This is a genomic window from Streptosporangium amethystogenes subsp. fukuiense (assembly GCF_042665875.1).
Lineage (GTDB): Bacteria > Actinomycetota > Actinomycetes > Streptosporangiales > Streptosporangiaceae > Streptosporangium > Streptosporangium fukuiense.
This window is the reverse complement of record NZ_JBHTEE010000001.1, coordinates 5,243,765-5,268,690: the sequence shown is the minus strand read 5'-3', so window position 1 is coordinate 5,268,690 and position 24,926 is coordinate 5,243,765. Positions and strand designations below refer to the sequence as shown.

26 protein-coding genes are annotated in these 24,926 nt (G+C 70.8%); 20 read left to right on the top strand and 6 right to left on the bottom strand.

Going from position 1 to position 24,926, the window contains the following annotated elements; all coding sequences use genetic code 11:
* The first annotated feature begins 55 nt into the window (after positions 1-55).
* Positions 56-1,468: an NAD-dependent malic enzyme gene (locus ACFQVD_RS22490; RefSeq protein ID WP_343975541.1), complete on the top strand. Its 1,413-nt coding sequence runs from the start codon at positions 56-58 to the stop codon at positions 1,466-1,468.
* Positions 1,469-1,633: 165 nt separating this feature from the next.
* The gene (locus tag ACFQVD_RS22485; protein WP_343975538.1) at positions 1,634-2,212 is read left to right on the top strand and encodes a YqgE/AlgH family protein; all 579 of its coding nucleotides are present in this window, start codon (positions 1,634-1,636) and stop codon (positions 2,210-2,212) included.
* Here ACFQVD_RS22485 and ACFQVD_RS22480 read toward each other — a convergent pair.
* The gene (locus tag ACFQVD_RS22480; RefSeq protein ID WP_343975997.1) at positions 2,209-2,844 is read right to left on the bottom strand and encodes a TetR family transcriptional regulator; all 636 of its coding nucleotides are present in this window, start codon (positions 2,842-2,844) and stop codon (positions 2,209-2,211) included. The genes ACFQVD_RS22485 and ACFQVD_RS22480 overlap by 4 nt on opposite strands.
* A gap of 155 nt (positions 2,845-2,999) precedes the next feature.
* On the opposite strand from ACFQVD_RS22480, the gene ACFQVD_RS22475 reads away from it, so the two are divergent.
* The 6 genes from ACFQVD_RS22475 (at position 3,000) to ACFQVD_RS22450 (ending at position 10,219) form a co-directional block, all read left to right on the top strand.
* The gene (locus ACFQVD_RS22475) at positions 3,000-4,589 is read left to right on the top strand and encodes a DHA2 family efflux MFS transporter permease subunit (protein ID WP_343975535.1); all 1,590 of its coding nucleotides are present in this window, start codon (positions 3,000-3,002) and stop codon (positions 4,587-4,589) included.
* Between the two features lie 104 nt (positions 4,590-4,693).
* On the top strand, positions 4,694-4,945 hold the full coding sequence (locus ACFQVD_RS22470) for a DUF3039 domain-containing protein (RefSeq protein WP_343975532.1): 252 nt from the start codon (positions 4,694-4,696) through the stop codon (positions 4,943-4,945).
* A 96-nt stretch (positions 4,946-5,041) separates the two neighbouring features.
* Positions 5,042-5,986, top strand: coding sequence for a zinc metalloprotease (locus ACFQVD_RS22465; RefSeq protein ID WP_386271947.1), 945 nt, complete (start codon positions 5,042-5,044; stop codon positions 5,984-5,986).
* On the top strand, positions 5,964-7,352 hold the full coding sequence (locus tag ACFQVD_RS22460; protein ID WP_343975526.1) for an MFS transporter: 1,389 nt from the start codon (positions 5,964-5,966) through the stop codon (positions 7,350-7,352). Before ACFQVD_RS22465 ends, ACFQVD_RS22460 begins: the two co-directional genes overlap by 23 nt.
* A 98-nt stretch (positions 7,353-7,450) precedes the next feature.
* Positions 7,451-8,308 carry a hypothetical protein gene (locus ACFQVD_RS22455; RefSeq protein WP_343975523.1) on the top strand — a complete coding sequence of 286 codons (858 nt, stop codon included), beginning with the start codon at positions 7,451-7,453 and terminating at the stop codon, positions 8,306-8,308.
* Positions 8,309-8,467: 159 nt separating this feature from the next.
* Entirely contained in the window at positions 8,468-10,219 is a 1,752-nt protein-coding gene (locus tag ACFQVD_RS22450; RefSeq protein ID WP_343975520.1) for a DEAD/DEAH box helicase, read from the top strand.
* Positions 10,220-10,264: 45 nt separating this feature from the next.
* On the opposite strand, the gene ACFQVD_RS22445 is transcribed toward ACFQVD_RS22450, so the two are convergent.
* From ACFQVD_RS22445 to ACFQVD_RS22435, 3 genes are all read right to left on the bottom strand, one after another.
* Entirely contained in the window at positions 10,265-10,885 is a 621-nt protein-coding gene (locus ACFQVD_RS22445; protein ID WP_343975517.1) for a hypothetical protein, read from the bottom strand.
* Between the two features lie 187 nt (positions 10,886-11,072).
* Positions 11,073-11,648, bottom strand: a complete 576-nt coding sequence (locus tag ACFQVD_RS22440; protein WP_343975514.1) for a nicotinamidase — start codon at positions 11,646-11,648, stop codon at positions 11,073-11,075.
* Between the two features lie 4 nt (positions 11,649-11,652).
* Positions 11,653-12,942 carry a nicotinate phosphoribosyltransferase gene (locus ACFQVD_RS22435; RefSeq protein WP_343975511.1) on the bottom strand — a complete coding sequence of 430 codons (1,290 nt, stop codon included), beginning with the start codon at positions 12,940-12,942 and terminating at the stop codon, positions 11,653-11,655.
* A gap of 40 nt (positions 12,943-12,982) precedes the next feature.
* On the opposite strand from ACFQVD_RS22435, the gene clpS reads away from it, so the two are divergent.
* The 6 genes from clpS to ACFQVD_RS22405 all read left to right on the top strand — a co-directional run bounded on the left by clpS (position 12,983) and on the right by ACFQVD_RS22405 (position 15,920).
* Positions 12,983-13,270: an ATP-dependent Clp protease adapter ClpS gene (clpS, locus tag ACFQVD_RS22430; RefSeq protein ID WP_030906445.1), complete on the top strand. Its 288-nt coding sequence runs from the start codon at positions 12,983-12,985 to the stop codon at positions 13,268-13,270.
* Positions 13,271-13,370: 100 nt separating this feature from the next.
* Positions 13,371-13,895, top strand: a complete 525-nt coding sequence (locus ACFQVD_RS22425) for a DUF2017 domain-containing protein (RefSeq protein WP_343975509.1) — start codon at positions 13,371-13,373, stop codon at positions 13,893-13,895.
* 9 nt (positions 13,896-13,904) lie between these two features.
* Positions 13,905-14,321, top strand: coding sequence for a M67 family metallopeptidase (locus ACFQVD_RS22420; RefSeq protein ID WP_343975506.1), 417 nt, complete (start codon positions 13,905-13,907; stop codon positions 14,319-14,321).
* Between the two features lie 37 nt (positions 14,322-14,358).
* Positions 14,359-14,514 carry a hypothetical protein gene (locus ACFQVD_RS22415; protein WP_343975503.1) on the top strand — a complete coding sequence of 52 codons (156 nt, stop codon included), beginning with the start codon at positions 14,359-14,361 and terminating at the stop codon, positions 14,512-14,514.
* 88 nt (positions 14,515-14,602) lie between these two features.
* Positions 14,603-14,881 (top strand): MoaD/ThiS family protein, encoded by a 279-nt coding sequence (locus ACFQVD_RS22410; protein WP_030906436.1) that lies wholly within the window; start codon positions 14,603-14,605, stop codon positions 14,879-14,881.
* A 91-nt stretch (positions 14,882-14,972) separates the two neighbouring features.
* Positions 14,973-15,920 (top strand): PLP-dependent cysteine synthase family protein, encoded by a 948-nt coding sequence (locus ACFQVD_RS22405; RefSeq protein ID WP_343975498.1) that lies wholly within the window; start codon positions 14,973-14,975, stop codon positions 15,918-15,920.
* Between the two features lie 191 nt (positions 15,921-16,111).
* On the opposite strand, the gene ACFQVD_RS22400 is transcribed toward ACFQVD_RS22405, so the two are convergent.
* A complete protein-coding gene (locus tag ACFQVD_RS22400; protein ID WP_343975496.1) occupies positions 16,112-17,974 on the bottom strand; it encodes a DUF3352 domain-containing protein in 1,863 nt (620 codons plus the stop codon).
* 386 nt (positions 17,975-18,360) lie between these two features.
* On the opposite strand from ACFQVD_RS22400, the gene ACFQVD_RS22395 reads away from it, so the two are divergent.
* From ACFQVD_RS22395 to ACFQVD_RS22370, 6 genes are all read left to right on the top strand, one after another.
* The gene (locus ACFQVD_RS22395; protein WP_343975493.1) at positions 18,361-19,152 is read left to right on the top strand and encodes a thioesterase family protein; all 792 of its coding nucleotides are present in this window, start codon (positions 18,361-18,363) and stop codon (positions 19,150-19,152) included.
* Between the two features lie 85 nt (positions 19,153-19,237).
* Positions 19,238-20,059: a glutamate racemase gene (murI, locus tag ACFQVD_RS22390; protein WP_343975489.1), complete on the top strand. Its 822-nt coding sequence runs from the start codon at positions 19,238-19,240 to the stop codon at positions 20,057-20,059.
* 97 nt (positions 20,060-20,156) lie between these two features.
* Positions 20,157-20,909, top strand: a complete 753-nt coding sequence (locus ACFQVD_RS22385; RefSeq protein WP_343975486.1) for an MBL fold metallo-hydrolase — start codon at positions 20,157-20,159, stop codon at positions 20,907-20,909.
* A gap of 5 nt (positions 20,910-20,914) precedes the next feature.
* The gene (rph, locus tag ACFQVD_RS22380) at positions 20,915-21,631 is read left to right on the top strand and encodes a ribonuclease PH (protein WP_343975483.1); all 717 of its coding nucleotides are present in this window, start codon (positions 20,915-20,917) and stop codon (positions 21,629-21,631) included.
* Positions 21,632-21,746: 115 nt separating this feature from the next.
* Positions 21,747-22,379, top strand: coding sequence for an XTP/dITP diphosphatase (locus ACFQVD_RS22375; protein WP_343975480.1), 633 nt, complete (start codon positions 21,747-21,749; stop codon positions 22,377-22,379).
* Positions 22,380-22,558: 179 nt separating this feature from the next.
* Positions 22,559-24,253, top strand: a complete 1,695-nt coding sequence (locus tag ACFQVD_RS22370) for a molybdopterin-dependent oxidoreductase (protein ID WP_386271940.1) — start codon at positions 22,559-22,561, stop codon at positions 24,251-24,253.
* A gap of 279 nt (positions 24,254-24,532) precedes the next feature.
* Here the strand turns inward: ACFQVD_RS22370 and ACFQVD_RS22365 are convergent, their stop codons facing one another.
* Complete coding sequence (locus ACFQVD_RS22365; protein ID WP_343975474.1) at positions 24,533-24,898, bottom strand: peptidase inhibitor family I36 protein; 366 nt, start codon at positions 24,896-24,898, stop codon at positions 24,533-24,535.
* Positions 24,899-24,926: the final 28 nt, after the last annotated feature.

The following is a 24,926-nucleotide window of genomic DNA, read 5'->3' as shown; positions in this document are numbered from 1 at the left end:
GATGGCACGATGGAGGCATCCCAACTTAAGTTAGTCGCAAAGGAGCGGATCGGCTGTGGCCACCGTGCCGAGTGTGTCGTACTCCATCACCGTGCGCCTGGAGGTGCCCGCCGGCGGCAAGGCCGTCAGCCAGCTCACCCACGCGGTAGAGTCCGCCGGAGGTGTGGTCACCGCGCTCGACGTGACCACGGCCGGGCATGAGACGCTGCGCATCGACGTCACCTGCGCCGCGCGTGACACCGATCACGCGCAGGCGATCGTCGACAAGCTGGAGGGCGTCGAGGGCGTCGTCATCCACAAGGTCTCAGACCGGACCTTCCTCATGCACCTCGGTGGAAAGATCGAGATGCGGTCGAAGGTGCCGCTGCGCAACCGTGACGAGCTCTCCATGGCGTACACGCCCGGCGTGGCCCGGGTCTCGATGGCCATCGCCCGCAATCCCGAGGACGCCCGCCGCCTGACCATCAAGCGCAACACCGTGGCCGTCGTCACCGACGGCTCGGCGGTGCTCGGCCTGGGCAACATCGGCCCGGCCGCCGGACTCCCCGTCATGGAGGGCAAGGCCGCGCTGTTCAAGCGGTTCGCCGACATCGACGCCTGGCCGATCTGCCTGGACACCCAGGACGTCGACGAGATCGTGCGGACCGTGCAGATCATCGCTCCCGGTTTCGGCGGCATCAACCTGGAGGACATCTCGGCGCCGCGCTGCTTCGAGGTGGAGCGGCGGCTGCGCGAGCTGCTGGACATCCCGGTCTTCCACGACGACCAGCACGGCACCGCGATCTGCGTGCTGGCCGCGCTCACCAACGCGCTGCGCGTGGTCGGCAAGGACCTGGGCGAGGTCCGCATCACCCTCGCGGGCGCGGGCGCGGCCGGTACGGCGGTGCTGCGACTGCTGCTCGCGGCGGGCGCCCGCAACGTGGTCGTCTGCGACTACCTGGGCGCGGTGCACCGCGGGCGCCAGGACCTGGACGACTCGCTGCGGTGGATCGCCGACCACACCAACGCCGACGGCTACGCGGGCGACCTGCGCGGCGCGGTCAAGGGCGCCGACGTGTTCATCGGCGTGTCCGCGCCCGGCATCCTCAACGGCGACGACATCGCCACGATGGCCAAGGACGCCGTGGTCTTCGCGCTCGCCAACCCCGAGCCCGAGGTCTCGCCCGACATCGCCCGCGAGCACGCCGCCGTGGTCGCCACCGGCCGCTCCGACTATCCGAACCAGATCAACAACGTGCTGGCCTTCCCCGGCGTCTTCCGCGGCCTGCTCGACGCGCAGGCCACCGTGGTCAGCCAGGAGATGCTGCTGGCCGCGGCCAAGGCGCTGGCCGACGTGGTGACCACCGAGGAGCTCGGTCCCAACTACATCGTCCCCAGCGTGTTCCACCCGGACGTGTCGGGCGCCGTCGCGGCGGCCGTGCGCGAGTCGGCCGGCGGCCGCGCGCGTACGGGCATGACGGAGGCCTGAGGCCCCGTCGGGCCGCCCGCCAGGCCGTCGGCGCCGTTCCGTTCCGCGGTCTTCGCTGCATGGAGTTCCCTCATGTGCGCGTCGCGTGACGAGCACATGAGGTCCGGGTCATCAGAAGGGCGGGGGGAGCAGCGCGAAGGGGCGTTCACCCCTCATGATGGAGGTATGGCGGAGGCGATCTACGTCGGTGGGCTTCTGGTGGCCACCCCGCAGCTGGAGGATCCCAACTTCCGGCGCAGCGTGGTCCTGGTGCTGGAGCACGACCTCGACGGCGGCACCCTGGGCGTGGTGCTCAACAGGCCGAGTGACATCTCGGTGACCCAGGTGCTCCCGACCTGGGACACCATGGTCACCGGCCCGTCCGTGCTGTTCCAGGGAGGCCCCGTGCAGACAGACAGCGCCCTGGCGCTGGCCGCGGTGCCGAGCGGGCAGGAGCCGCTCGGCTGGCGGCGGCTGCACGCGGGCACCGCGGCGGTCTCCAGGCTCGGCACCGTCGACCTCGACGCGCCGCCGGAGATCCTCGCCGGGGAGATCGCCCAGATGCGCATCTTCGCGGGGTACGCCGGATGGTCGGCCGGGCAGCTGGAGAGCGAGATCGGCGAGGGCGCCTGGTACGTCGTGGACTCGGAGCCCGGCGACACCTTCCACCACGATCCCGAGTCGCTCTGGCGGGCCGTGCTCCGCCGCCAGCGGGGCGAGCTGGCCTATGTGGCCACCTGCCCCGACGACCCGTCGATGAACTAGACCGGGTGCCCGGGGCGGTCCCAGCCGGGGCGCAGGGAGCGTTCGGCCAGGGCGAGGGTCGACTCCAGGCGGGCGGCGAGGGCGTTGACGTCGTCGAGGTCGGCGGGCTCGCAGAGTTCGAAGCCGACCCGGGCGACGGCGGTGAAGAGCGCCACCACGAAGTGGGGCAGGAGGTCGCCGGGGCCGGTGCCCTGGCGCCTGCTGATCTCGGCGATCAGCCGCCGTTCGTTCTCCATCAGCCGGCGCACGCTCCCCGCGAAGAGAGCGGGGGTGGCGTCGATCACTTCGCGGGCTCTGAGGAACCTGGCGGTGTCGTCGAGATCCCCTTCCTGGAGCATGGTGACCATCGCCCGCACGGCGTGTGAGAGCGCGGTGAACGGCGCCTCGTCGGCCGGGCGGGTGGCCAGCTCGGCGAGCATGGCCTCCTGTCCGTCGGCGGCCAGGGACAGGGCGACGTCCTCCTTGGTGGCGAAGTAGCGGAAGAACGTGCGCGGGGAGACGTCCACGGCCGCGGCGATCTGGTCGACGGTCGTCGCCTCGTACCCCTGCTCAAGGAAGAGGGAGAGGGCGGCGTCGATCAGCGCCAGCCGGGTCTTCTGCTTCTTGCGCTCGCGTAGGCCGGGCCGACGCATACTCGTCACCACCTCGAAACGTATAGTTCACAGTCTGCCATAAGTCATCCGCTGCCTCTTAAAAGAATTTGTAACTTGTCAGTGACTGTCATAAATTACCCTCCGGTTGACGCCCCACGCGGGGGCAGGAGAAAGATCACAAGGGGGACCCTTCCATGGCACAGGCCAAGACGGTGGCCACGGCACCACCACCGCCGGATCCGGGCAGATCGTCCAGGCAGGGGCACCCGTGGCTGACGCTGCTGGCGGTCTCCCTCGGTGTGATGATGGTGATGCTCGACGGCACCGTCGTCGCCATCGCCAACCCGGTGATCGGCAAGGAGCTCAACGCCTCCCTCGCCGACCTGCAGTGGGTGACCAGCGGTTACCTGCTCGCGCTCGCCGTGTTCCTGATCACCGCGGGCAAGCTCGGTGACCTGTTCGGGCACAAGCGGATCTTCGTGATCGGCATCGCGGGCTTCGCGCTCACCTCCCTGGCCATCGGCCTGTCCGACTCCATCGCCTGGCTGATCGCCTTCCGCGTCCTGCAGGGGCTCTTCGGCGCCCTGCTGCAGCCCGCGGCCCTGGCCCTGCTCCGCGCGGCCTTCCCCGCCGAGAAGCTGAACATGGCGATCGGCGTCTGGGGCGCGGTGATCGGCCTGTCCAGCGCCGCCGGTCCCATCGTCGGCGGCCTGCTGGTGGAGCACGTCAACTGGCAGTCGGTCTTCTTCATCAACGTCCCGGTCGGCATCGTCGCCCTGGCCGTCGGATTCCTGGTGATCAGGGAGAGCAAGGCGGCCTCGCTGTCCAGGATCGACTGGCTCGGCGTGGTCCTGCTCTCCGGCGCCATGTTCTGCATGGTCTGGGCGATCATCAAGGCTCCCGAGTACGGCTGGGGCGACACCAGGACGCTCGGCTTCCTGGCCGGTGCCGTGGTGCTCGGCGCCGCGTTCGTCTACTGGCAGACCAAGGCCGCCGAGCCGCTCATTCCGCTCAGCCTGTTCGGCAACGCCTCGGTCGCGATCGGCACCGTGCTGATGGTGCTGGTGGCGTTCTCGATGTTCGGCGCGATGTTCTTCCTCACCTTCTACTTCCAGGGCGTGCACGGCCTGTCACCGCTCGACTCGGGTATGCGGATGCTCCCGATGAGCGCGGGCATGATCGTCGCCTCACCGCTGGCGGGTCTGGCGATCGGCAAACTCGGCCCGAAGATCACGATCTCGGCGGGCATGCTGATCACGGCCGTGGCCATGTTCCTCCTCTCCCGCCTGGGCATGGACGCGGGTTACCTCGACAGCGCGATCCCGTTCGTGCTGCTCGCCTTCGGCCTCTCCCCGGTGATGGTCGGCGCCACCGAGATCATCGTGGGCAACGCCCCGGAGGAGCTCAGCGGGGTGGCCGGCGGCGTGCAGCAGTCGGCGATGCAGGTCGGCGGCTCGATGGGCACCGCGGTGCTCGGCGCGATCGTCGCGGCCAAGGTGGCCGACGTGCTTCCCGGCTACTGGGCGGCCGCCAAGCTTCCGGAACTCCCCGCCGAGCAGCTGGAGCTGGTCAAGCAGGGCGCCTCCTACGCCCAGGCCGGCGCGGCCCCCGGCACGCCCGAGCCGATCGTGCAGGCCATCACCGGTGTCGTGCACTCCTCCTTCCTGGACGGCATGCACCTCGGTTTCACGGTCAGCACCGGGGTGGCCATCCTCGCGGCGCTGCTCGCACTCTTCGTCAGGGCGGGCCGCAAGAGCGAGGGCGCCGTGATCCACATGGGCTGAAGGCCCTCGAACACGCCTCATCCCCAGGCCCGGCGATCGATCGCCGGGCCTGGGACGTCGCGCCGGTGACCGGGGCGCGACGCTGCGGGCATAAAATCATCAGGGTGAGTACGAAGATTCTCCCTGAGAGCGACGTCCGGCCGGACCTGTCGCACGGCGACGGCGACCACGAGCGCTTCGCCCACTACGTCGAGAAGAACAAGATCATGGAGAGCGCACTGAGCGGGACACCGGTCCGCGCGCTCTGCGGGAAGGTCTGGGTGCCCAACCGCGACCCCCAGAAGTTCCCGGTCTGCCCGGAGTGCAAGGAGATCTACTCGGGCCTGCCGAAGGGTGAAGACGGCGACAAGGAGTGAGTGTTGCTCATGGGTGATCGCCACCGATGAGGCTACGGTCGGGATGTCGCCGGGGGGCGGCGAGCGACCAGTGGCCGGTATTCGTCGGGGGAGTCCATGTTTCGGCGTGCGATCGCCGTTGTCTCCGCATGCCTGTTGACGATGCCCACCCCCGGCCGGGAACCCGCCGCGCCCGGATGCGTCCTCGCCCCCGGAGCGGCTCACGTCATGGTGCGGGGGGCGGTCCGCCCCGTGCCGCCCGTGCCGTCCCCGGTGTCGTCCCCCGCGCCGTCCGTCGCGTCGCCCGCCCACCCGCCCGTCGACGGACGGTCCCGGTCGAGACGGCTTCCGCTCGTGCTTCCCGTCACCGTGCCCACCTGGGTGCACGTCATCACCGACGGCCGCCTCGGCGCCCCCGACTTCGCCGTGCGCGACCAGATCACCACGCTCAACATCGCCTACTCCGGGCAACTCGGCGGGGCGGACACCGGGATCCGGTTCAGGCTGGAGGGCATCACCCGCACCGTCAACCCGGCGTGGTTCCGCGACCCCGTCACCCACGAGCGGGCGATCAAGCAGATGCGCAGGGGCGGCCCCGAGACGCTCAACCTCTACATCGCCCAGCTCAGCGAGCTGGTGCTCGGCTACTCCACCTACCCTTACGGATACCGGAGGGAGCCGGTCCTCGACGGCGTGGTCGTCGACTGGCGCAGCCTGCCCGGCGGGGCGATGCGCAGCTTCGACCGGGGGTACACCGGGGTCCATGAGATCGGTCACTGGCTCGGGCTGCTGCACACCTTCGAGAAGGGCTGCGAGGCCGTGGGCGACGGCGTCGCGGACACCGCGCCCGAGGGGCAGCCCACCGAGGGCTGCCCGCAGGTCAAGGACACCTGCGCGGGAGGCGGGCCCGACCCGATCCACAACTTCATGGACTACTCCGACGACCGCTGCATGTCCGGGTTCACCTCCGGCCAGGCCCTCAGGATGCAGGAGATGTGGGTCGCCCATCGGGAGCCGGGGCGGACACTACCCTTGACAGGTGACAGTACCGAAGACACTTGACGCTCCGTACGAATCCCCCCGGCTCTTCGGCCCCGAGTACCGCACCGCCTCCCTCGGCATCCTGCTCGTCGTCACGCTGATCGGTTTCGAGGGCATGTCCGTGGGCACGGTCATGCCCGCGGTCTCGGCGGATCTCGACGCCCTGGACCTGTACGGGATGAGCTTCTCGGCCTTTCTCATCTCCGGTCTGCTCGCCAACGTGGTCGCCGGCCTCTGGTCCGACCGGCGGGGACACGCCTGGCCGTTCCTGCTCGGTGTGGGGCTGTTCACCGCCGGTATGGTCCTGGCCGGTGCCGCCGGGACCAAGGAACTGTTCATCGTGGCGCGGGCGGTGCAGGGCCTCGGCGGCGGCGCCGTCATCGTGGCGATCTACGTGATGATCGCGCGGGTCTACGTCCCCGAGACCAGGCCCCGGGTGTTCGCCGCGCTGTCGGCCGCCTGGGTGCTTCCCGCGCTGCTCGGGCCGGCCCTCAGCGGGATCATCGCCGAGACGGTCGGCTGGCGCTGGGTCTTCTACGGCATCGCGCCGCTCGTCGTCCCCGCCCTCGTGATGCTCCTGCCCGCGCTGCGCGCCCAGCGGGACCAGGCGCCCGAGCCCTCCACCGGGCCCCGGTCCAGGCCGCTGGCGATGACCCTGGCCGCCATCGCCACGGCGGCCGGTGGCGGAGTGCTGCTGTACGGCGTGGACCGCCTGCAGAGCACCCCGGTGCCCGGCGGGGTGGCCGTCGTGGCCGGGCTGCTGTTCCTCGCCGTGGGGCTGCCCAGGCTGCTGCCACCCGGGGCGCTCAGGTTCGGGCGCGGCCTGCCCACCACGATCATGATGCGCGGGGTGCTCGCCTCGGCCTTCTTCGCGGTCAACTCCTTCATCCCGCTGCTCCTGACCGAGGTGCGGGGCTTCTCCGTCGCCGAGGCGGGGGTCGCGCTCACCACCGGTGCCCTGGGCTGGACCACCGGCTCCTACCTGCAGAGCCGCCGCTCGTACGATCGGCCCCTGCTGGTCGGGATCGGTTCCGCGGCGATCACCGCGGGCATCCTGCTGACCCTGCTCGCGCTCGTACCCGGTATCACCGGCTGGGTCACCGTGCCCGCCTGGGTCGTCGCCGGGTTCGGCATGGGCATCGGCACCACCAGTGTCAACATCACCGCGATGCGCCAGTCACCCGACGCGGAGCAGGGCGCCAACTCCGCCGCGCTCCAGGTCGTCGACACCCTGGGCGGTGCTCTCACCATCGGTCTGGCCGGTGTCCTGATCAACCTGATCGGCCACGACGACATCGCCACCGGCTACACCGTGATCGTCGCCCTGATGGCCTCCCTGGGGCTCTTCGGGGTGATCGTGGCCCGGCGTATGCGGGACATCTCATGACTCATTGGTCACTCCCGTAACAACGATCACCCATAGCCGGACCACGCCGCGGGATGCATGGTAGGACGGTAGGACCGTGACCGCCGGGAGGAGGCCCCGTGCACGAACGACCTCGCCGGTCGGACCCGTTGGGCGAGCCCGGTCGTGACGGGGGGCGCCGGTCCCGGCGGGCCGGAAAGGCCGCCCAGAAGGCCGCGCGGAAGGCGGCGCGGAAGGCGGAAGAGCGGGAATGGCCGTCCGGTGACCCGGACCTCGGCGACGAGCGCCGTCCCTGGCCGCCGCCGGAGTCCGAGCCGTCCGACAGCCGCTCCCACCTCACCTGGCCCCCCCGGATACCCGAGCCCGGCGACGACCTGCCACCCTCGGCCCGCTGGTACGGCACGCCCATCGCCCCGCCCCAGCCCCGTCCCGGGCGCCTGCGCGGCCTGCTGCTCGTACTGCTCACCCTGGTCGTCGGCGGCGGCGTCATCGCCGGCGCGGTCGTGCTGGTGCTGCGGTCGGTGCCGGACCCGCCGCCGGGGCGGGTGACCGATCCGGTCGCGGGGGTCAGCTACCGGCTGCCGGAGGGCTGGCTCGCGGGCGCGGTGCCGCCTGTCACGGGGTTCACCTCGATCGCGGGCGACGGTGTCAACACGACGGTGATGGTCATGCCGGCGGAGCCCGCGGCCGACGTGCGCGCCACCGCGGCCGAACTCGGCGACCTGTACGGGCGGCTTCTGCTCCACGGCGACAAGGTGAAGGTCGTGGACGACACGGAGATCGCGGTGGGCGCGCGCACCGGGCACGCCCGCTCGCTGCGCGCCGAGTACCTGGACATCGTGAACCGGCCGGCCTACCTTCGCGTGGTCTTCCTCACAGGTGGCGGCAGGCGCCCGGTGGTCGTGGTCGGGATGGCCCAGCCGGACGATCCCGTGTCGCGGGCCGAGATCGATACGGTGATCGCGGGTCTGAGCTGACGCTCGGCCTCCGTGAGCCGCGCCGTGCCCGTCGATCGGCGGCGACGCGGCGGGCGAAGGATCCGGGGGACGGAACACCTAGCACGTGGAGGCGACCTTGGCGAGGATCTCGGCCGATCGGCACGTCTTGTCGGCGACGCAGATTACCCTGGTGACACTGTGAGCACTTTCGCCGCATCCCACCTCTCGCCTTCATATCCGGACCGTGCCGCCTGGGGCACCGCGCCGAAGCTTCGCGCGTGGCAGCAGGAGGCCTTTGACCTGTACTCCAGCCGTGAGCCGCGCGACTTCCTCGCGGTCGCCACGCCGGGTGCGGGCAAGACGACCTTCGCGCTCCGCATCGCCAGCGACCTGCTGTCCAGGGGGGTGATCCGGGCTGTGACCATCGTCACACCGACGGAGCATCTCAAGCAGCAGTGGGCGGACGCCGCGGGCAGGGTCGGCATCGCGATCGACCCCGAGTTCAAGAACAGCCAGGGCGCGACCTCCCGTGACTACGTCGGGGTGGCCATCACCTACGCCCAGGTGTCGATGCATCCGGCACTGCACCGCGCACGCACCGAGGCGCGCAAGACGCTCGTGATCTTCGATGAGATCCACCACGCGGGCGACGCGAAGTCCTGGGGCGACGGCGTGCGGGAGGCGTTCGAGCCCGCCGCCCGGCGCCTCGCCCTGACCGGCACCCCCTTCAGGTCCGACATCAACCCGATCCCCTTCGTCACCTACGCCGAAGACGGCGACGGGGTCAGGCGCAGTGTCTCCGACTACTCCTACGGTTACGGTCCCGCGCTCGCCGACGGTGTCGTCCGCCCGGTCATCTTCCTGGCCTACGCCGGTGAGATGCGCTGGCGGACCCGCGCCGGCGACGAGATCGCGGCGACCCTCGGCACCCCGCTCACCAAGGACCAGCTCGGCCAGGCGTGGCGGGCCGCGCTCGACCCGAAGGGCGAGTGGATTCGCCAGGTCCTCCGGGCGGCCGACCGGCGGCTGACCGAGGTGCGCAGGGGCGTGCCCGACGCCGGGGCCCTGGTCATCGCCACCGACCACGAGACCGCCCGCGCCTACGCCCGCCACATCAGGACGATCACCGGCGAGGGCGCCACGGTCGTGCTCTCCGACGACCCGGCGGCCTCCAAGAAGATCAAGGACTTCTCCGCGTCCGAGCAGCGCTGGCTGGTCGCGGTCCGGATGGTCTCCGAGGGTGTCGACATCCCGCGTCTGGCCGTCGGCGTCTACGCCACGAGCATCTCGACCCCGCTCTTCTTCGCGCAGGCGGTCGGCCGCTTCGTCCGTGCCCGCAAGAGAGGCGAGACCGCGTCCGTCTTCGTGCCCTCGGTGCCGACCCTGATGGGACTGGCCGCGGAGCTGGAGGCCGAGCGCGACCACGTGCTCGACCGCAAGCCCCCGGAGGAGGGGCTGGACGACTTCCTGATGGAGGACGCCCAGCGTAAGAAGGACAACCCCGACGTCCTTGGTGATGAGCTGCCGTTCGAGACCCTGGAGGCGGTCGCCACCTTCGACCGGGTGCTCTTCGACGGCGGCGAGTTCGGCAGCGCCGCGGAGACCGGTTCCCCCGAGGAGGAGGACTTTCTCGGCCTGCCGGGTCTGCTGGAGCCCGACCAGGTCCGCACCCTGCTGAGCAAGCGCCAGTCCGATCAGCTGAAGGCCAGGCGGAACAGGCCCGAGCCCAAGGAGCCGCAACTCGCCCCGCACGAGCTGATCGCCAACCTTCGCAAGGAGCTCAACGGCCTCGTCGGCGCCTGGAACCACCGCACCGGCCAGCCGCACGGCGTCATCCACGCCGAGCTCCGCAGGTCCTGCGGCGGCCCCGCCATCGCGCAGGCCTCCGCGGAGCAGATCCAGGAGCGGATCGACAAGATCCGCCACTGGGCCACCCAGCGCTCCCACTGACCCGGCCACCGGGTCGCACCGGCGTTCGCGCCGGGCGCGACCCGGTCAGCCGAGGGCGATCGGCCTGCCGGTCCGGCCGTCGACCGCCCGGAACCCTCCCTCGCCGCGCACCGGTTGCGCGAGCAGCACCTGCAGGGAGGCCACGCCGCCGGTGACGCTCACCGGCCGCGTCGTGGCGTCCGAGGCGCGACTCTCCCGACCATCCGTCTCGCCGTCGCGCACCCAGACCCTGATCGTGCGGTTCCGGTGACGCAGGACCACGGTCGCGGTGTCGCACTCGTCGGCCCTGGCCGTCCAGAAGAGCGTCACACCCCGCAGCGCGCCCTGGCGGCGGGCCAGCCGCACCCGCTCGGGGGCGGGCATCCTGCCGGGGCAGGAGGCGCTCCGCACGTCCCGAGCGCCCTGCTGAGCCGCCTGCGGGGCCGGGGCCGGCTCCGAGGCCGGCCCCGCAGGCGGCCCCGGAGCCGGTATCCGGGCCGCCGAGGGCGAGGGCGCGGCGATGAGGGTCCGCGGGGGGATCCGGACCGTGCTGGTGGTCCAGATCGTGGCCATCTCCAGTGAGACCAGCGCCAGCACGCTCGTCAGCCGCACCAGCGTCCCGCCGCGAAAAAGGTTCCACAGGCACAGCGGGGTCAGGACCAGCCAGGAGACACCGAGCACGAACATATGAGGTCACCACCGGTAGTAAGAGGTCTCAGCTCTCCGTGATACTCCTGTCGCGGCGGGTGGTGGTTGTGTTTACCCACCCATGCCGATCCGGTAGTCGTTCGAATGCCCGGAGTGGGCGATCCTGATGGCCTTCCCTCGCCGGGCTGACGGACAGGGCGGGAAACCGTGCCGAAGGGGGCGGCCGTCAGGCCGGGCGGACCACCGGGGTGCCGGTGAGACGGGCTCCGGCGGAGCCGAGCTCGGCGAGGGCGGCTTCGGTGGTCGGGGCGGCCACCCCCGCGGTGAGATCCAGCAGCACCCGGACGGAGAGGCCGTGCGCGAGCGCGTCCAGGGCGGTGGCCCGCACACAGTGGTCCGTGGCGATGCCGACGACGTCCACCGTGTCCACGCCGCGCTCGCCGAGCCAGTCGGCCAGGCCCGTACCGTCGGGGGTGACGCCCTCGAAGCCGCTGTAGGCGGCGGCGTGCGCCCCCTTGCTGAACACCTCCTCCACCCGTCCGGTGTCGAAGGCGGGATGGAAGTCCGAGCCGGTCGTCCCGGCGACGCAGTGGACGGGCCAGGAGTTCACGTAGTCGGGTTCGGCGGCGAAGTGGGAGCCGGGGTCCACGTGGTGGTCGCGGGTGGCCACGACGTGGTCGTAGCCGTGGGAGGCGGTGTACCGGGAGATGGCGGCGGCCACCTCGGCGCCGCCACCGACCGGAAGGCTGCCGCCCTCGCAGAAGTCGTTCTGGACATCGACGATGATCAGTGCGGTTGGCATGCGGTCAGTCAAACATGGTGGGCAGCGCGGCGTAGCCCCGGGAGAGCTGGTGGGCGTTGGCCGGCAGCTCGGCGAGGGCCTCCCGGTGTCGCGTGCGGGCCGCGTCCAGCTTCTCGCGGCCGACGATCTCGCCCTTCCTGACCAGCGGGACCTGCAGCGGACGGGCGTCCGCGGGAAGATCGCCGGAGGTGGTGACCAGCTCGGTGACCGCCGTGCCCGCCGGGTCGAGCCTGCGGAAGGCGTTCTTGCGGCCGCCCCTGCTGGGCTTGCCCACCGATCTCTTGGCCACCGGCCGCATGGTCCCGTCGGCGTCGGCGCGGGCGACGAGCTTGTAGACCAGGGCGGCGGTGGGCGAGCCCGAGCCGGTGACCAGCGACGTGCCGACGCCGTAGCCGTCCACGGGAGCGGCCGACAGCGCCGCGATGGCGTACTCGTCGAGGTCGCTGGTGACGATGATCCGGGTCTGGTGCGCGCCGAGCGCGTCGAGCTGCTCGCGGACCTCGTGGGCCACCTGGACGAGGTCGCCGGAATCGAGGCGGACGGCGCCGAGGGAGGGGCCGGCCAGCTCCACCGCGGTCCGTACGGCCTGGGCCACGTCGTAGGTGTCGACCAGCAGCGTGGTGCCGGCGCCGAGGGAGGTGATCTGGGCCTGGAAGGCCTGCTCCTCGGAGTCGTGGAGCAGGGTGAACGCGTGGGCCGCGGTGCCGGCCGTCGGCACCCCGTACGCGCGGCCCGCCATGAGGTTGGAGGTGGAGGAGAACCCGCAGAGGTAGGCGGCTCGCGCGGCGGCCACGGCCGCGGCCTCGTGGGTGCGTCGCGAGCCCATCTCGATGATCGGCCTGGTCCCGGCGGCGCCGACCATGCGAGCGGCGGCGGCGGCGATCGCGCAGTCGTGGTTGAGCACCGACAGGATCACGGTCTCCAGCAGCACCGCCTCGGCGAACGTGCCCTCCACCGTCATGATCGGGGAACCGGGGAAGTAGCACTCGCCCTCGGCGTAGCCGTCCACGTCGCCCGAGAACCGGTATCCGGCGAGGAAGGCCAGTGTCGGCTCGTCGACGATCCGGTTGTCTTCGAGGAACGCCAGCGACTCCTCGTCGAAGCGGAAGGACTCCAGCGCCTCCAGCACCCGGCCGGTACCCGCGACGACCCCGTAGCGCCGTCCACCGGGCAACTGCCGCGCGAACACCTCGAAGACCGCCCGCCTGGAGGCGGCGCCGCTTCTCAGCGCCGCCTCCAGCATCGTCAGCTCATAGTGATCGGTAAGCAACGCGGTGCTCATGCTCTCTGTCACGAGTCGAAGACTAATCCCGGGGTAGGGCAGACTGGTGAATGTGGGTAGCACCGCTCCAACAGAGGTCGAGCGTCCGTCAATCGACGTAAGACCCGATCTGCCATGGTTGACGATCGTCTGGAATGACCCCGTGAACCTGATGTCCTATGTGACGTACGTCTTCCGGACCGTCTTCGGATACTCCAAGGAGAAGGCGGAGAAGTTGATGCTCGACGTGCATCACAAGGGCAAGGCGGTGGTCTCCAGCGGCACCCGTGAGGAGATGGAGCGCGACGCGCAGATCATGCACTCCTACGGGCTGTGGGCCACGGTCCAGCGGGATTCGTGAGCGGGCGGCCGGTGCCGTCCGTCGCCGGGCGGATGACGGGTCGATCCCAGACGACGGGCGGGTCCCGGGTGGAGGGCCCGCGAGGAATGGTGGGCGAGAGATGAGTTCGGGATTCAAGCCGGGGCGTGAGGGCGGTGTGGTCACGGGTTTCGACGCCGCCGAGGTGTCGATCCTGCGCTCGCTGGTCACCCAGACCCTGGGCCTGATAGAGCCGGGGGAGACCGGAGACGATCCACTGGAGAGGGCGCTCGGCATCGGCGCGTCCGAACAGTCCAACGATCCGGTGCTGGCCAGGCTGTTCCCCTCGGCGTACGAGGACGGCGAGGCGGCCGCGGAGTTTCGCCGGTACACCGAGGCGACGCTGCGCGAGGGCAAGCGGGCCGACGCCAAGGCGATGCTCGACAGCGCCGAGCCCGGCCGGGTCGAGCTGACCAGGGAGCAGGCGGAGGCGTGGATGCGCGCGCTGAACGACGTGCGGCTCACCCTCGGCACCCGGCTGGAGGTGACCGAGGAGGTGCACGACGAGATCGCCGACATGCCGGAGCACGACCCCCGTTATCCGGTGTACGTCATCTACGACTGGCTGACCTACCTCCAGGACACCCTGGTCCGCGCCCTTTGGTAGCTTTCAGACATGCTCACGATCTCCCGGGAACTGGTTGACAAGATCATCGCGCACGCTCGGGCGGACCACCCCGACGAGGCCTGCGGTGTGATCGCCGGGCCCGTCGGTTCCGACTCCCCCGAACGGTTCATCGCCATGGAGAACGCCGAGCGGTCGCCGACGTTCTACCGGTTCGACTCGCTGGAGCAGTTGCGCGTCTGGCGGGAGATGGACGACCGCGACGAGGAGCCGGTGGTGATCTACCACTCCCACACCGCCACCGAGGCGTACCCCTCCCGCACCGACATCTCCTACGCCGCCGAACCAGGGGCCCACTACGTGCTGGTCTCCACCCGGGAGGAGCTGGGTGCGGAGGCCGAGTTCCGCTCGTACCGGATCGTCGACGGCGTCGTGAGCGAGGAGAAGGTGACGATCACCTCCGGGTGACCGTCCCGGGTGTACGGCCGTGTGGTGGATTGTCCCTTTGGGTAAGCTGGTGGGCATGCTGACCGCCGCCCCGAGCCAGGAGGACGTCGTGTGCTCGCGTCCCGGCCCACGGGCACGGCACGCGGGCGTCGCGCCCGTGCAGAACTTCCTGTTCGCGCACACGCCTTTCGTTGTCGTCTACGACTGTCGCTGACCGGCTTTTCTGGAATCCCCCGGCGCTCGCCGGTGTTTCGAACCGGTGGGCTATTACTCCCATGACGACACAAGGAGATTGACCCGCGATGGCCATTGAGGTTCGCATCCCGACCATCCTGCGCACCTACACCGACGGTGCCAAGGCCGTCGACGCCAAGGGCGCCACGCTTGAGGAGCTGATCGGCGACCTGGAGGCCCGGCACCCCGGGCTGAAGGAGCGCCTGGTCGACAAGGGCGCGCTGCGCCGCTTCGTGAACGTCTACCTGAACGACGAGGACGTCCGGTTCCTGGGCGGGCTGGAGACCCCGGTCGCCGACGGCGACACGGTCACCGTCCTGCCCGCCGTGGCCGGCGGCTCCCGCTAGTGCGCGGCGCCGCCCGCCTCGCGAGATCTCTCGGGGTGGGCGGCGCACCTCGCTGTCGTTGGTAGGACTACAGAGGCGGAAGCCGTACACCATGCGCTTTGACTCACTGATCGACTCGGTAGGCCGGACCCCGATGGTCGGCCTGCCCAGGCTCTCGCCCTCGGAGGACGTGCGGATCTGGGCCAAGCTCGAAGACCGCAACCCGACAGGTTCGATCAAGGACCGTCCGGCGCTGTGGATGATCGAGCAGGCGGAGAAGGACGGGCTCCTCTCACCGGGCTGCACCATCCTCGAACCCACGAGCGGCAACACCGGCATCTCGCTGGCGATGTCCGCCCGGCTCAAGGGTTACCAGCTGATCTGCGTGATGCCGGAGAACACCTCCGAGGAGCGCCGCCAGCTGCTGCGCATGTGGGGGGCGCAGATCATCTCCTCGCCCGCGGCGGGCGGCTCCAACGAGGCGGTCAGGGTCGCCAAGGGGCTGGCCGCCGAGAACCCCGACTGGGTGATGCTCTACCAGTACGGCAACCCGGCCAACTGGCGCTCGCACTACGAGTCGACCGGGCCGGAGATCCTGGAGGACCTGCCCTCCGTCACCCACTTCGTGGCCGGTCTGGGCACCACGGGCACCCTGATGGGCGTCGGCCGGTTCCTGCGCGAGCACGTCCCCGATGTGAAGATCGTCGCCGCCGAGCCGCGTTACGGCGAGCTGGTGTACGGCCTGCGCAACGTCGACGAGGGCTTCATCCCCGAGCTGTACGACGCCGAGGTCCTGACCACGCGTTTCTCCGTCTCCTCGGCCGACGCGCTGCGGCGCACCCGGGAGCTGCTGGCCGCGGAGGGCATCTTCGCCGGGGTCTCCACCGGGGCCGCGTTGCACGCCGCGCTCGGCATGGCGGCCAAGGCCGTCAAGGCGGGGGAACGGGCCGACATCGTCTTCGTGGTCGCGGACGGCGGCTGGAAGTACCTGTCCACCGGTGCCTACGAGGGGACGCTGGACGAGGCCGAGGAGCGGCTCGAAGGCCAGCTCTGGGCCTGATCCGAGGTCGGTGGGTACCGGCCGAGCGGTGAACGGCGAGGCCGGCTCGCGGTCCGTCGAGGGAATCGGGCCGGCGGGTACGGGTACGGGCGCCGGATGACGGGCGGACGACGAAGGGCGGGCGTCCCACCGGGACGCCCGCCCTTCGTCGTCCGGTCCCCGGCGGGAGCCCGCCGGGGACCGAGGGGGAGCTAGTCGTTGAGCAGGAGCCGCATCGAGAAGGTCGCCTCGCTGCCCGACTGGGTGCCGCTCACGCCCACGCCGCGCAGCACCTGGAGGTTGGCCTTCTCGTCGCCCTGCAGGCCTTCGAGATAGAGCTTCTCGATCTTGTCCAGGTCGACGAAGACGGCGAAGGTCGCCTCGTCGGCGTTGGGGATCGCGAGCTGGAAGGTCTCGCTGTCGCCCAGGGCGCCGTCCTTGTCGAGCTCGGCGGCGTACTCCTGCGAGCTGGCCAGCACGAAGGTGCCGTCACCGGGAACCTTGGCGAGCTGCGGGACGGCCGTCCCGGTGGCGGCGAGATACTTCTCGATCTTGCCGACCACCTCCTGCGCCTTGGCCGGGTCGGTGACGACCTTCGCGCCGAACTTCGGCTGGTCGCCGTCGAGGCCACCTGCGTCCAGCGCGAGGGTGATGTTCTTGCCGAGCAGCGTCACCAGGTCGTCGGGGAGCGACAGCCCGGACTGCTGCTTGGCCTGGTCGACGAACTGCTGCACGCCGCCGCCACCGGCCGCGTCGGCCGACTTCATGAGCTGCGTCCACTGCTTGCCGATCACCTCGCCGAGACCGGAGATCGAGACCGCGCCGGCGGTGGAGGCCGGAAGCGTGCTGATCCGGGAGGCCTCGGGGGTGCCCATGTCCAGATTCTGGGCGCCGCGGCTGACGCCCGCGAGCTCGATGTACCCGCTGTCGAAGCGGAGGGCGCCGGCCACCCGGACGTTCTTGATCTGGGCGAGGGTGGCGGGGTCCTGGGACGCCACTTCGGGAGCCAGCTGGGCGAGCTTGCCGGCGTCCGCCCAGAAGGAGAGGACGCCGGTCTCGCCGAGCGCGCTCAGGTCGTCGGAGAAGTTGGCGTTCTCCGACAGCGGCGCGGCGGCCGCGGCCCGGTCGGCCTCCGCCTGGGTGGGGCTGAGCAGCGCGTAGTCGTCGCGGAACGCGATGCCGTACTTCTCCTTGCCCATCAGCTTGGCGATGCCGGCCTTGGCCTTGTCCTGGTCGGTGACCTGGACGGCCACCACGGCGCCGGGCTCCTTGGCGCCCCTGGCGGGCGGCACCGCGGCCACGCCGACGCGGACGCCGAGCCACGGCTCGATGTCGGTGGCGTAGTTCACCTTGCCGAGGCTGTCGGACTCCTTCTTCAGCAGGTCGAAGATGGCCTGGCGCGGGTCGTCGCCGGTGAAGGAGTCCTTGGTGGCGGTGAACTTCCTGGCGATGCCGAACAGCGCCAGCTTCTGGTTCGCGGCCGGGTCGAGGTCAAGGCGTACGTAGCCGATGGCGTTGGCGGGCAGCACGTCGTGCGGCTGCGTGCCGCCGCCGCTGAGCAGGTTGACCGCGAAGACGCCGCCGCCGCCCACGAGGACCACGACCAGCGCGGCGATCGCCGCGAACAGCCAGCCCTTACCGCCCTTGCGGGGCGGAGTTCCGGTCGGCTGTCCCGCGCCCAGGAAGTCGGGGCCCTGCTGCCAGTTCCCCGCCTGCTGCGGATAGGGCTGCTGCCCGTAGCCCTGCTGCTGGCCGTAGGGCTGGCCGGCCGGCTGCCCATAGCCCTGCTGGCCGTAGCTCTGCTGACCATAGTTCTGCTGCCCGGCGGGCTGCCCGTAGTTCTGCTGGCCGTACGCCTGCTGGGGGTTCTGCTGAGGCTGGCCCTGCTGCGGGTAGGGCTGCCCCTGCTGGTAGCCCTGCTGGGGTTGGGGGTATCCGGGCTGGGTGTTCTGCGGGTAGACCTGCGTGTGCGGTTGGTCGCTTCGCTGCGCGCCCTCGTTCCAACGGTAGGCGATCGTCCTGTCGGGTTGCTGATCCGGCGTGGGCGACTGGTCTGGGGGATTGTTGGCAGGCATGATCACTCACAATGTGGACTTCGTGGATATGGAGAAGTTAGTGCACTTTGCTAGCAACCCGCTTGCATTGAACTAACCATGTGATTGGTGCATCTAAGGGGGGTTGGGCCTGCTCCCTTGGGGTTCGTCAAGACTTGACGCGCCATTTTCGCAGGTGGTCGTCATGTCCTTCTTCCTGCGGGCTTCGACCTTTCCGCAGCCCCGGGCGGTCCGGGAAACCGCGGAGAATCCTGCGATTCGGGTGCCCTCAGCCTCATTTCGGGCTCGGTTTGGAATCGGATCGGGCTCAGGTCCGGCCCAGGTGGTGGAGCGTCCGGGGGCCGGAGAGGCGAAGGCGGCGAGGAGTGGGTAAAGTGAGCCGTCTAGAACAAGGTTCGGGAGCGTGGATGACGAAGTTCGACGAGGCGACAGGGGCCATCCGGGTGGACGAGACCACCTACGACGTGTGTCTCGACCCCGGATACTCGATCGGCGGCCCCCTCAACGGCGGCTACCTGATGGCCGTGCTGCTGCGCGCGGTCGTGGACGCCTCCCCCCATGAGCACCCGGTGACCACCAGCGCCCAGTTCCTGCGCGCCGCCGTCCCCGGCCCCGCGCAGGTGCGCCTGGAGCAGATCAAGACCGGCCGCACCGCCACGATGACCCGGGCCAGCCTGGTCAGGGACGGCGACTCCATCATCGAGTCCCTGGTCACGACCGCGACCCTCGGCGGCGCCGCCCCCGACTGGACGGACGGACCCTCGGTGGCGATGCCGCCGATGGAGCAGTGCCTCCGGCTGCCCGCCCCCAAGACCGAGTCGAACATGACGCTCAACGCCCAGATGGAGCTGGCGTTCGACCCTCCCACCATCGGCTGGCTCGACGGCAGGCCCAGCGGCCGCCCCGAGGCCCGCGCCTACTTCCGGATGGCCGAGCCACAGGATCCCGACCCCTACGTGCTGGCGCTGGCGGTGGACGCGCTGCCGCCGGTGGTCTTCTCCGCCGGAGAGCGCGGCTGGGCCCCCACCGTCGACCTCACCTGGCACCTGCGCGCCCTGCCCGCCCCCGGCTGGCTGACCGTCATCGCCGGCGGCAGGCTGATCAGCGACGGCTGGTTCGACGAGGACGTCGAGGTCTGGGACTCCGCCGGCCGCCTGGTCGCCCAGTCCCGCCAGCTGGCCCGCGTCGGGCGGGGCTGACGTCCACGGGGCCGCTCGGGTGAGGCCGGCGGTGTGAGGATTCTTACCGTGTTCGATCGACCCAGGTCGCCTAGCCTTGGGAACTGTGTCGCAAGCAAGCGTTGGAATCTTTGACAGTGGTGTGGGCGGCCTCACGGTGGCTCGGGCGATCATCGATCAGTTGCCCAACGAGTCGATCCTCTACGTGGCGGACACGGCGAGGCAGCCGTACGGCCCCAAGAGCATCGCGCAGGTCCGCGCCTACGCGCTGGAGGTGATGGACCACCTCGTCGAGCACGACGTGAAGATGCTGGTGATCGCGTGCAACAGCGCCAGCGCCGCGGTGCTCCGCGACGCCCGCGAGCGCTACGACGTGCCGGTCGTCGAGGTGATCCAGCCGGCCACCCGCCGTGCCGTACGCGCCACCCGCAACGGCAGGGTCGGGGTGATCGGGACCAGGGCCACCATCGAGTCGATGGCGTACCACGACGCGTTCGCCGCGGCCCCCGACGTCCGGCTGACCACGGTGGCGGCGCCGCGCCTGGTGGAGTTCGTCGAGCGCGGGGAGACCATGAGCGAGGAGCTCATCGCCGTCATCCGTGAGTACCTGGAGCCGGTGCTCGCCGACCGGTGCGACACGTTGATCCTGGGATGCACGCACTACCCGCTCCTCGTCGGGCCGATCTCCTACGTGGTGGGAGACGGCGTCACGCTGGTGTCCAGCGCCGACGAGACGGCCAAGGACGTGTACCGCATCCTGCATGACCGGGGTCTGGCCGCCGTAGGGGGCGCGCCCGGACACCGTTTCCGCGCCACCGGTGACGCGGGCCTCTTCGCCGACCTCGGGCGACGGTTCCTCGGACCGGAGATCGAGGCGGTCGAGGTGGCGGTGGTGGGTGATGTTTCGAACAACGGACATCGCGCGTAACAGTGCTCCGGCGCTCCGTAGGGGAGCGCCCGGGAGCGGCGGACACCGGTCACCGGCGTCCGCGACGCGCAGCGCCGCAAAAACAGTGGAGGCCGCCGTGAAATTGACGATCATCGGGTGCTCGGGGAGTTTTCCCGGCCCTGACAGCCCTTCGTCCTGCTACCTGCTGGAGGCGGAGGGTTTTCGCATGCTGCTGGACTTCGGGAACGGCGCGCTCGGCGCACTCCAGAGGCACATCGGCCTGTACGACGTGGACGCGATCTGCCTGTCGCACCTGCACGCCGACCACTGTCTCGACATATGCCCGTACCACGTGGTGCGCACCTACTCGCCCGAGGGGCCGCTGCCCAGGGTGCCGGTGTACGCACCCGCGGACGCGCGCCGGCGCCTGAACTCGGCCTACGCGATGCCGGACGAGCCGCTGCTGGAGTCGGCCTTCGACTTCGTGGGGCTGACACCGGGAACGCTCGAGGTCGGCCCGTTCGAGGTGACGGCCGCGCTGATGAACCACCCGGTGGAGACCTACGGGTTCAGGGTCTCCTGCGGCGGGCGCTCGGTGGCCTACTCCGGCGACACCGGCGAGAGCGCCGAGCTGGTCAAGCTCGCCTCGGGAGCCGACGTCTTCCTGTGCGAGGCGTCACACCTCGACCGGCCGGGACTCCCCACCGGCCTGCACCTGAGCGGCCGCCAGGCGGCCGAGCACGCGGCCAGGGCGGACGTGGAGACCCTGGTGCTGACCCACCTGGTGCCCTGGAACGACAGCGACCGCGTCCTGGGGGAGGCCCACGGCGGCGGGTTCGGCGGGCGGATGGAACTCGCACGAAGCGGGGTCCGGTATGACCTAGGGTGAGCTGCATGGCTCGTGCAGATGGACGTTCTCCCGATCAGCTCCGCCCCGTCACCATCACCCGCGACTGGATCACCCACGCCGAGGGTTCGGTGCTCGTCGAATTCGGCGGCACCAGGGTGCTCTGCGCCGCCTCCGTGCAGGACAGCGTGCCGCGCTGGCGCCGAGGCAGTGGTCAGGGCTGGATCACCGCCGAGTACGCCATGCTGCCGCGTGCCACGAACACCCGCAACGACCGCGAGTCGGTACGCGGCAAGATCGGCGGCCGTACGCACGAGATCTCCCGCCTGATCGGCCGTTCGCTGCGCGCCTGCGTCGACTACAAGGTCCTCGGCGAGAACTCGATCGTCATCGACTGCGACGTGCTCCAGGCGGACGGCGGCACCCGCACCGCCGCCATCACCGGCGCGTACGTGGCGCTGGTCGACGCGATCGCCTGGATGCGCAAGCGGAAGATGTGCGCCGGAGACCCGCTGGTCGACTCGGTCGCGGCGGTCTCCGTCGGCGTCGTCGGCTCGACGCCGCTGCTCGACCTCTGCTACACCGAGGACGTCGCCGCCGAGACGGACATGAACGTGGTGATGACCGGCTCCGGCGAGTTCGTCGAGGTCCAGGGCACCGCGGAGGGCAAGCCGTTCAACCGCGCCGCCCTCGACGAGCTGCTCGACCTCGGCGCGGCCGGCTGCGCGGAGCTCACCCGCCTGCAGCGAGAGGCCCTGGCATAAGGGTTCTCCACCCGGGCGGGTAGGGTGTGGCCCGCTTCGGCGTTGTCAGGTCAGGTGCGACATGACCTGGCCTGTTCGAGCAGGATATGACTGGGTTTGGAGCGAAGGAGCCAGTGTGAGCGAGTCCGAGGTGCACGAGAGCGGCAGCCCCAGAGTGGTCCTCGCCACCCGGAACGCGGGGAAGATCGCCGAGCTGCGCCGGATCCTGGCCGACGCCGAGGTCCCGGTGGAGATCGTCGGGCTTGAGGAGTTCCCCGAGATCGGCGACGTCGCCGAGACCGGCCTGACCTTCGCGGAGAACGCCCTGCTCAAGGCGCACGCGGTGGCCCGGCAGTCCGGCCTGCCGGCGATCGCCGACGACTCCGGCCTCTGCGTCGACGCGCTGAACGGCATGCCGGGCATCTTCTCCGCCCGCTGGTCCGGCAGGCACGGCGACGACCCGGCCAACCTCGACCTGCTGCTCGCCCAGGTCTCCGACGTGCCCGCCGAGCACCGGGGCGCGCACTTCGCCTGCGCCGCCGCGCTGGCGCTCCCCTCCGGAGAGGAGCGGGTGACCGAGGGCGCGCTGCACGGCGTGATCATCGACACCCCGCGCGGTGTCAACGGCTTCGGCTACGACCCGATCCTCGTCCCCGAGGGCGAGAGCCGGACCACCGCCGAGCTGTCCGCCGAGGAGAAGGACGCCATCAGCCACCGGGGCCGCGCCTTCCGCGCCCTGGCCCCCATCCTCGCCGAAGTGCTCGTCTGACGCTCTTGCACGGTCCGGCCGCGAGGGCCGGTAGAGAGCCGCCGTGGTCACGGCGAGGCTCTCGTGCTCCTCGGCGGAGCCCGTCCGGGGAGCAAGTGATGACCAGGGGCGACTGTTCGAGCCGGCCTGTAATCGGGGCGTAAGATCCTCCGTTCGCGAATGGGCGTAGCGTCGGAGGTATGCAGAGCAACAGGCGCATGCCCTCGTGGGCCGCGGCGCTGATCGGCCTGGTGTCCGGCGCGGTGGCGGTCGGGGTCTCCCTGCTCGCCGCGGGCCTGGTGAACCCGTCCGCCTTCCCGGTCGTCGCGGTGGGCGACTCGGCGGTCGACCTCACCCCGGCCGCGCTCAAGGAATGGGCGATCCGCTCCTTCGGCGAGAACGACAAGGTCGTACTGCTCGGCGGGATCCTCGTGGTCATGGCGGTCATCGCCGCGCTCCTGGGAATCGCCGCCGCCCGCGACGTCCGGTACGGCCTGGCGGGCCTGGCCGCCTTCGGCGTCGTCGGCGTCGTCGCCGTGCTGACCCGCCCGGACTCCGGGCTCGCGGACGTCCTGCCGACCGTGGTGGGCGTCGGCGCGGGCATGTTCGCGCTGAGCAGGATCATTCGCCGCTCCCTCGTGCCCGTCGAAGAGCTCGGTCCGTACGGCGACCGAGGGCACCCGACGCCCGGCGGCGCCGTGGGCGCGGCGGGGGCCGCGCACGGCACCGGACTGTGGGAGACCGCGCCGGATTCGTCGCCGGAATCCGAGGAGCGGCCCGAGGCGTCCGTGCCGCCGGTCATGCGGGCCGGGAACGACCTGCGCGCGTTCGACCGCCGGGGCCTGCTGACCGGCGTGCTCGGCGGCGTCGCCGCCGCCGGAGTGGCCGGGATCGCCGGGCGGATGCTGTCGGGGCGGGCCGAGGTGAGCGTGGCCCGTAGCGGCATCACGCTGCCCCGTCCCGCGAAACCCCTCGCCCCGCTGCCCGCCGGGGTCGACCTCAGGCTCAAGGGCCTGTCGCCGTTCGTCACCCCGAACAGCGACTTCTACCGGGTCGACACCGCCCTGGTCGTCCCCCAGGTGGACCCGGGCAGCTGGACCCTCAAGATCCACGGCATGGTGGACCGCCCGGTCGAGCTCACCTTCGCCGACCTGATGAAGCGCACCGTGGTCGAGGCGGACGTCACGCTCTGCTGCGTCTCCAACGAGGTCGGCGGCCCCTACATCGGCAACGCCCGCTGGCTGGGCGTCAGCCTGGCCGACGTGCTGCGCGACGCGGGCGTCCGCAGAGGCGCCGACATGCTGCTCAGCACCTCCGCCGACGGCTGGACCGCAGGAACGCCGGTCGACGTCGTCCTCGACGGCCGCGACGCCCTGCTGGCCTTCGGCATGAACGGCGAGGCGCTCCCCGTCGACCACGGCTTCCCGGTCCGCCAGGTCGTCCCCGGCCTCTACGGCTACGTCTCGGCCACCAAGTGGGTCACCGACATCAGGGTCACCCGCTTCGACGAGGACGAGGCCTACTGGACGCCCAGGGGCTGGTCCGCCAAGGGGCCGATCAAGACCGAGTCCCGCATCGACCTGCCCAGGGACGGCGCGAGCATCTCCGCAGGCCGCACCGTCATCGCGGGCGTCGCCTGGGCCCAGCACAAGGGCGTGGACGCGGTCGAGGTCCGCGTCGACCGGGGCCCGTGGCGTCAGGCCCGCCTCGCCGAGGCCCCCACCGCCGACACCTGGCGCCAGTGGGTCCTCGACGACTGGGACGCCACTCCCGGCGGCCACACCATCGAGGTCCGCGCCACCGACGCCACCGGCTACACCCAGACCGCCGACCGGGTCCCGGTGGCCCCGGACGGCGCCACCGGCTGGCACACCATCCAGGTACGGGTCGGCTGACTTGGGCGGCGGGTCCTGTTGATGGCCTTTGACTGCCACAGGTGGAATCACACTCCCGCGTACGCGGGGCGGACTTATGGGACCCGAACGCGAAACAGCGGTTGTCAGGATCACCCCCGCGCGTGCGGGGCGGGCCTGATCTTCCGGAGCGACGGCGAGAGCTTCGTGGACCACCCCCGCGTGTGCGGGGCCGACAGGGCATCCTCATGATTCTGCAACACCCTGCGGTGTGGCGAGAGGACACCCCGCCTGCGGGGTGGGGTCACGCCCTCTGGTGAGTCACCGGTAGCACGGTTTTGCGGAGCTTGCCCGGTTGTCCCACTCCGGGGACAGGTTTCCGGAGCCCCCGGGGTATATCGGCCAGGACGACTCGTCGTAGTTCGGGTTCTCGTACAGGCACCACCAGGTGTCGGTGGTGCGGTCGGCGTAGCTCGATGCCCGGTCGTCCATGCTCTGCCGTCGCAGGTCCGGCGAGCCGTGCCGGAACGAGGCCATCAGCCCGGTCCCGCCGGCCCCGTCGAAAAGGCAGAAGTGCTGACGCGGGCAGCGTTCGTAGCCCGCGGGGGCGGCCTGGGCGAACGCCGGGCCGCCACCGCCCAGCAGGGCGAGTCCGAGAAGGGAGATCAGGGTTTTCCCGCGATACATGGTTGTTTCCCTTTGTCGTGGTCACCGG

Coding starts and splice junctions, on each gene's coding strand:
- ACFQVD_RS22365 (WP_343975474.1), bottom strand. CDS start 24,898: ATGTATCGCGGGAAAACCCTGATCTCCCTTCTCGGACTCGCCCTGCTG.
- ACFQVD_RS22400 (WP_343975496.1), bottom strand. CDS start 17,974: ATGCCTGCCAACAATCCCCCAGACCAGTCGCCCACGCCGGATCAGCAA.
- ACFQVD_RS22440 (WP_343975514.1), bottom strand. CDS start 11,648: ATGCCAACCGCACTGATCATCGTCGATGTCCAGAACGACTTCTGCGAG.
- ACFQVD_RS22485 (WP_343975538.1), top strand. CDS start 1,634: ATGGCGGAGGCGATCTACGTCGGTGGGCTTCTGGTGGCCACCCCGCAG.
- ACFQVD_RS22405 (WP_343975498.1), top strand. CDS start 14,973: ATGCGCTTTGACTCACTGATCGACTCGGTAGGCCGGACCCCGATGGTC.
- ACFQVD_RS22370 (WP_386271940.1), top strand. CDS start 22,559: ATGCAGAGCAACAGGCGCATGCCCTCGTGGGCCGCGGCGCTGATCGGC.
- rph (WP_343975483.1), top strand. CDS start 20,915: ATGGCTCGTGCAGATGGACGTTCTCCCGATCAGCTCCGCCCCGTCACC.
- ACFQVD_RS22425 (WP_343975509.1), top strand. CDS start 13,371: ATGAGTTCGGGATTCAAGCCGGGGCGTGAGGGCGGTGTGGTCACGGGT.
- ACFQVD_RS22420 (WP_343975506.1), top strand. CDS start 13,905: ATGCTCACGATCTCCCGGGAACTGGTTGACAAGATCATCGCGCACGCT.
- ACFQVD_RS22410 (WP_030906436.1), top strand. CDS start 14,603: ATGGCCATTGAGGTTCGCATCCCGACCATCCTGCGCACCTACACCGAC.
- ACFQVD_RS22475 (WP_343975535.1), top strand. CDS start 3,000: ATGGCACAGGCCAAGACGGTGGCCACGGCACCACCACCGCCGGATCCG.
- ACFQVD_RS22465 (WP_386271947.1), top strand. CDS start 5,042: ATGTTTCGGCGTGCGATCGCCGTTGTCTCCGCATGCCTGTTGACGATG.
- ACFQVD_RS22480 (WP_343975997.1), bottom strand. CDS start 2,844: ATGCGTCGGCCCGGCCTACGCGAGCGCAAGAAGCAGAAGACCCGGCTG.
- ACFQVD_RS22395 (WP_343975493.1), top strand. CDS start 18,361: ATGACGAAGTTCGACGAGGCGACAGGGGCCATCCGGGTGGACGAGACC.
- ACFQVD_RS22445 (WP_343975517.1), bottom strand. CDS start 10,885: ATGTTCGTGCTCGGTGTCTCCTGGCTGGTCCTGACCCCGCTGTGCCTG.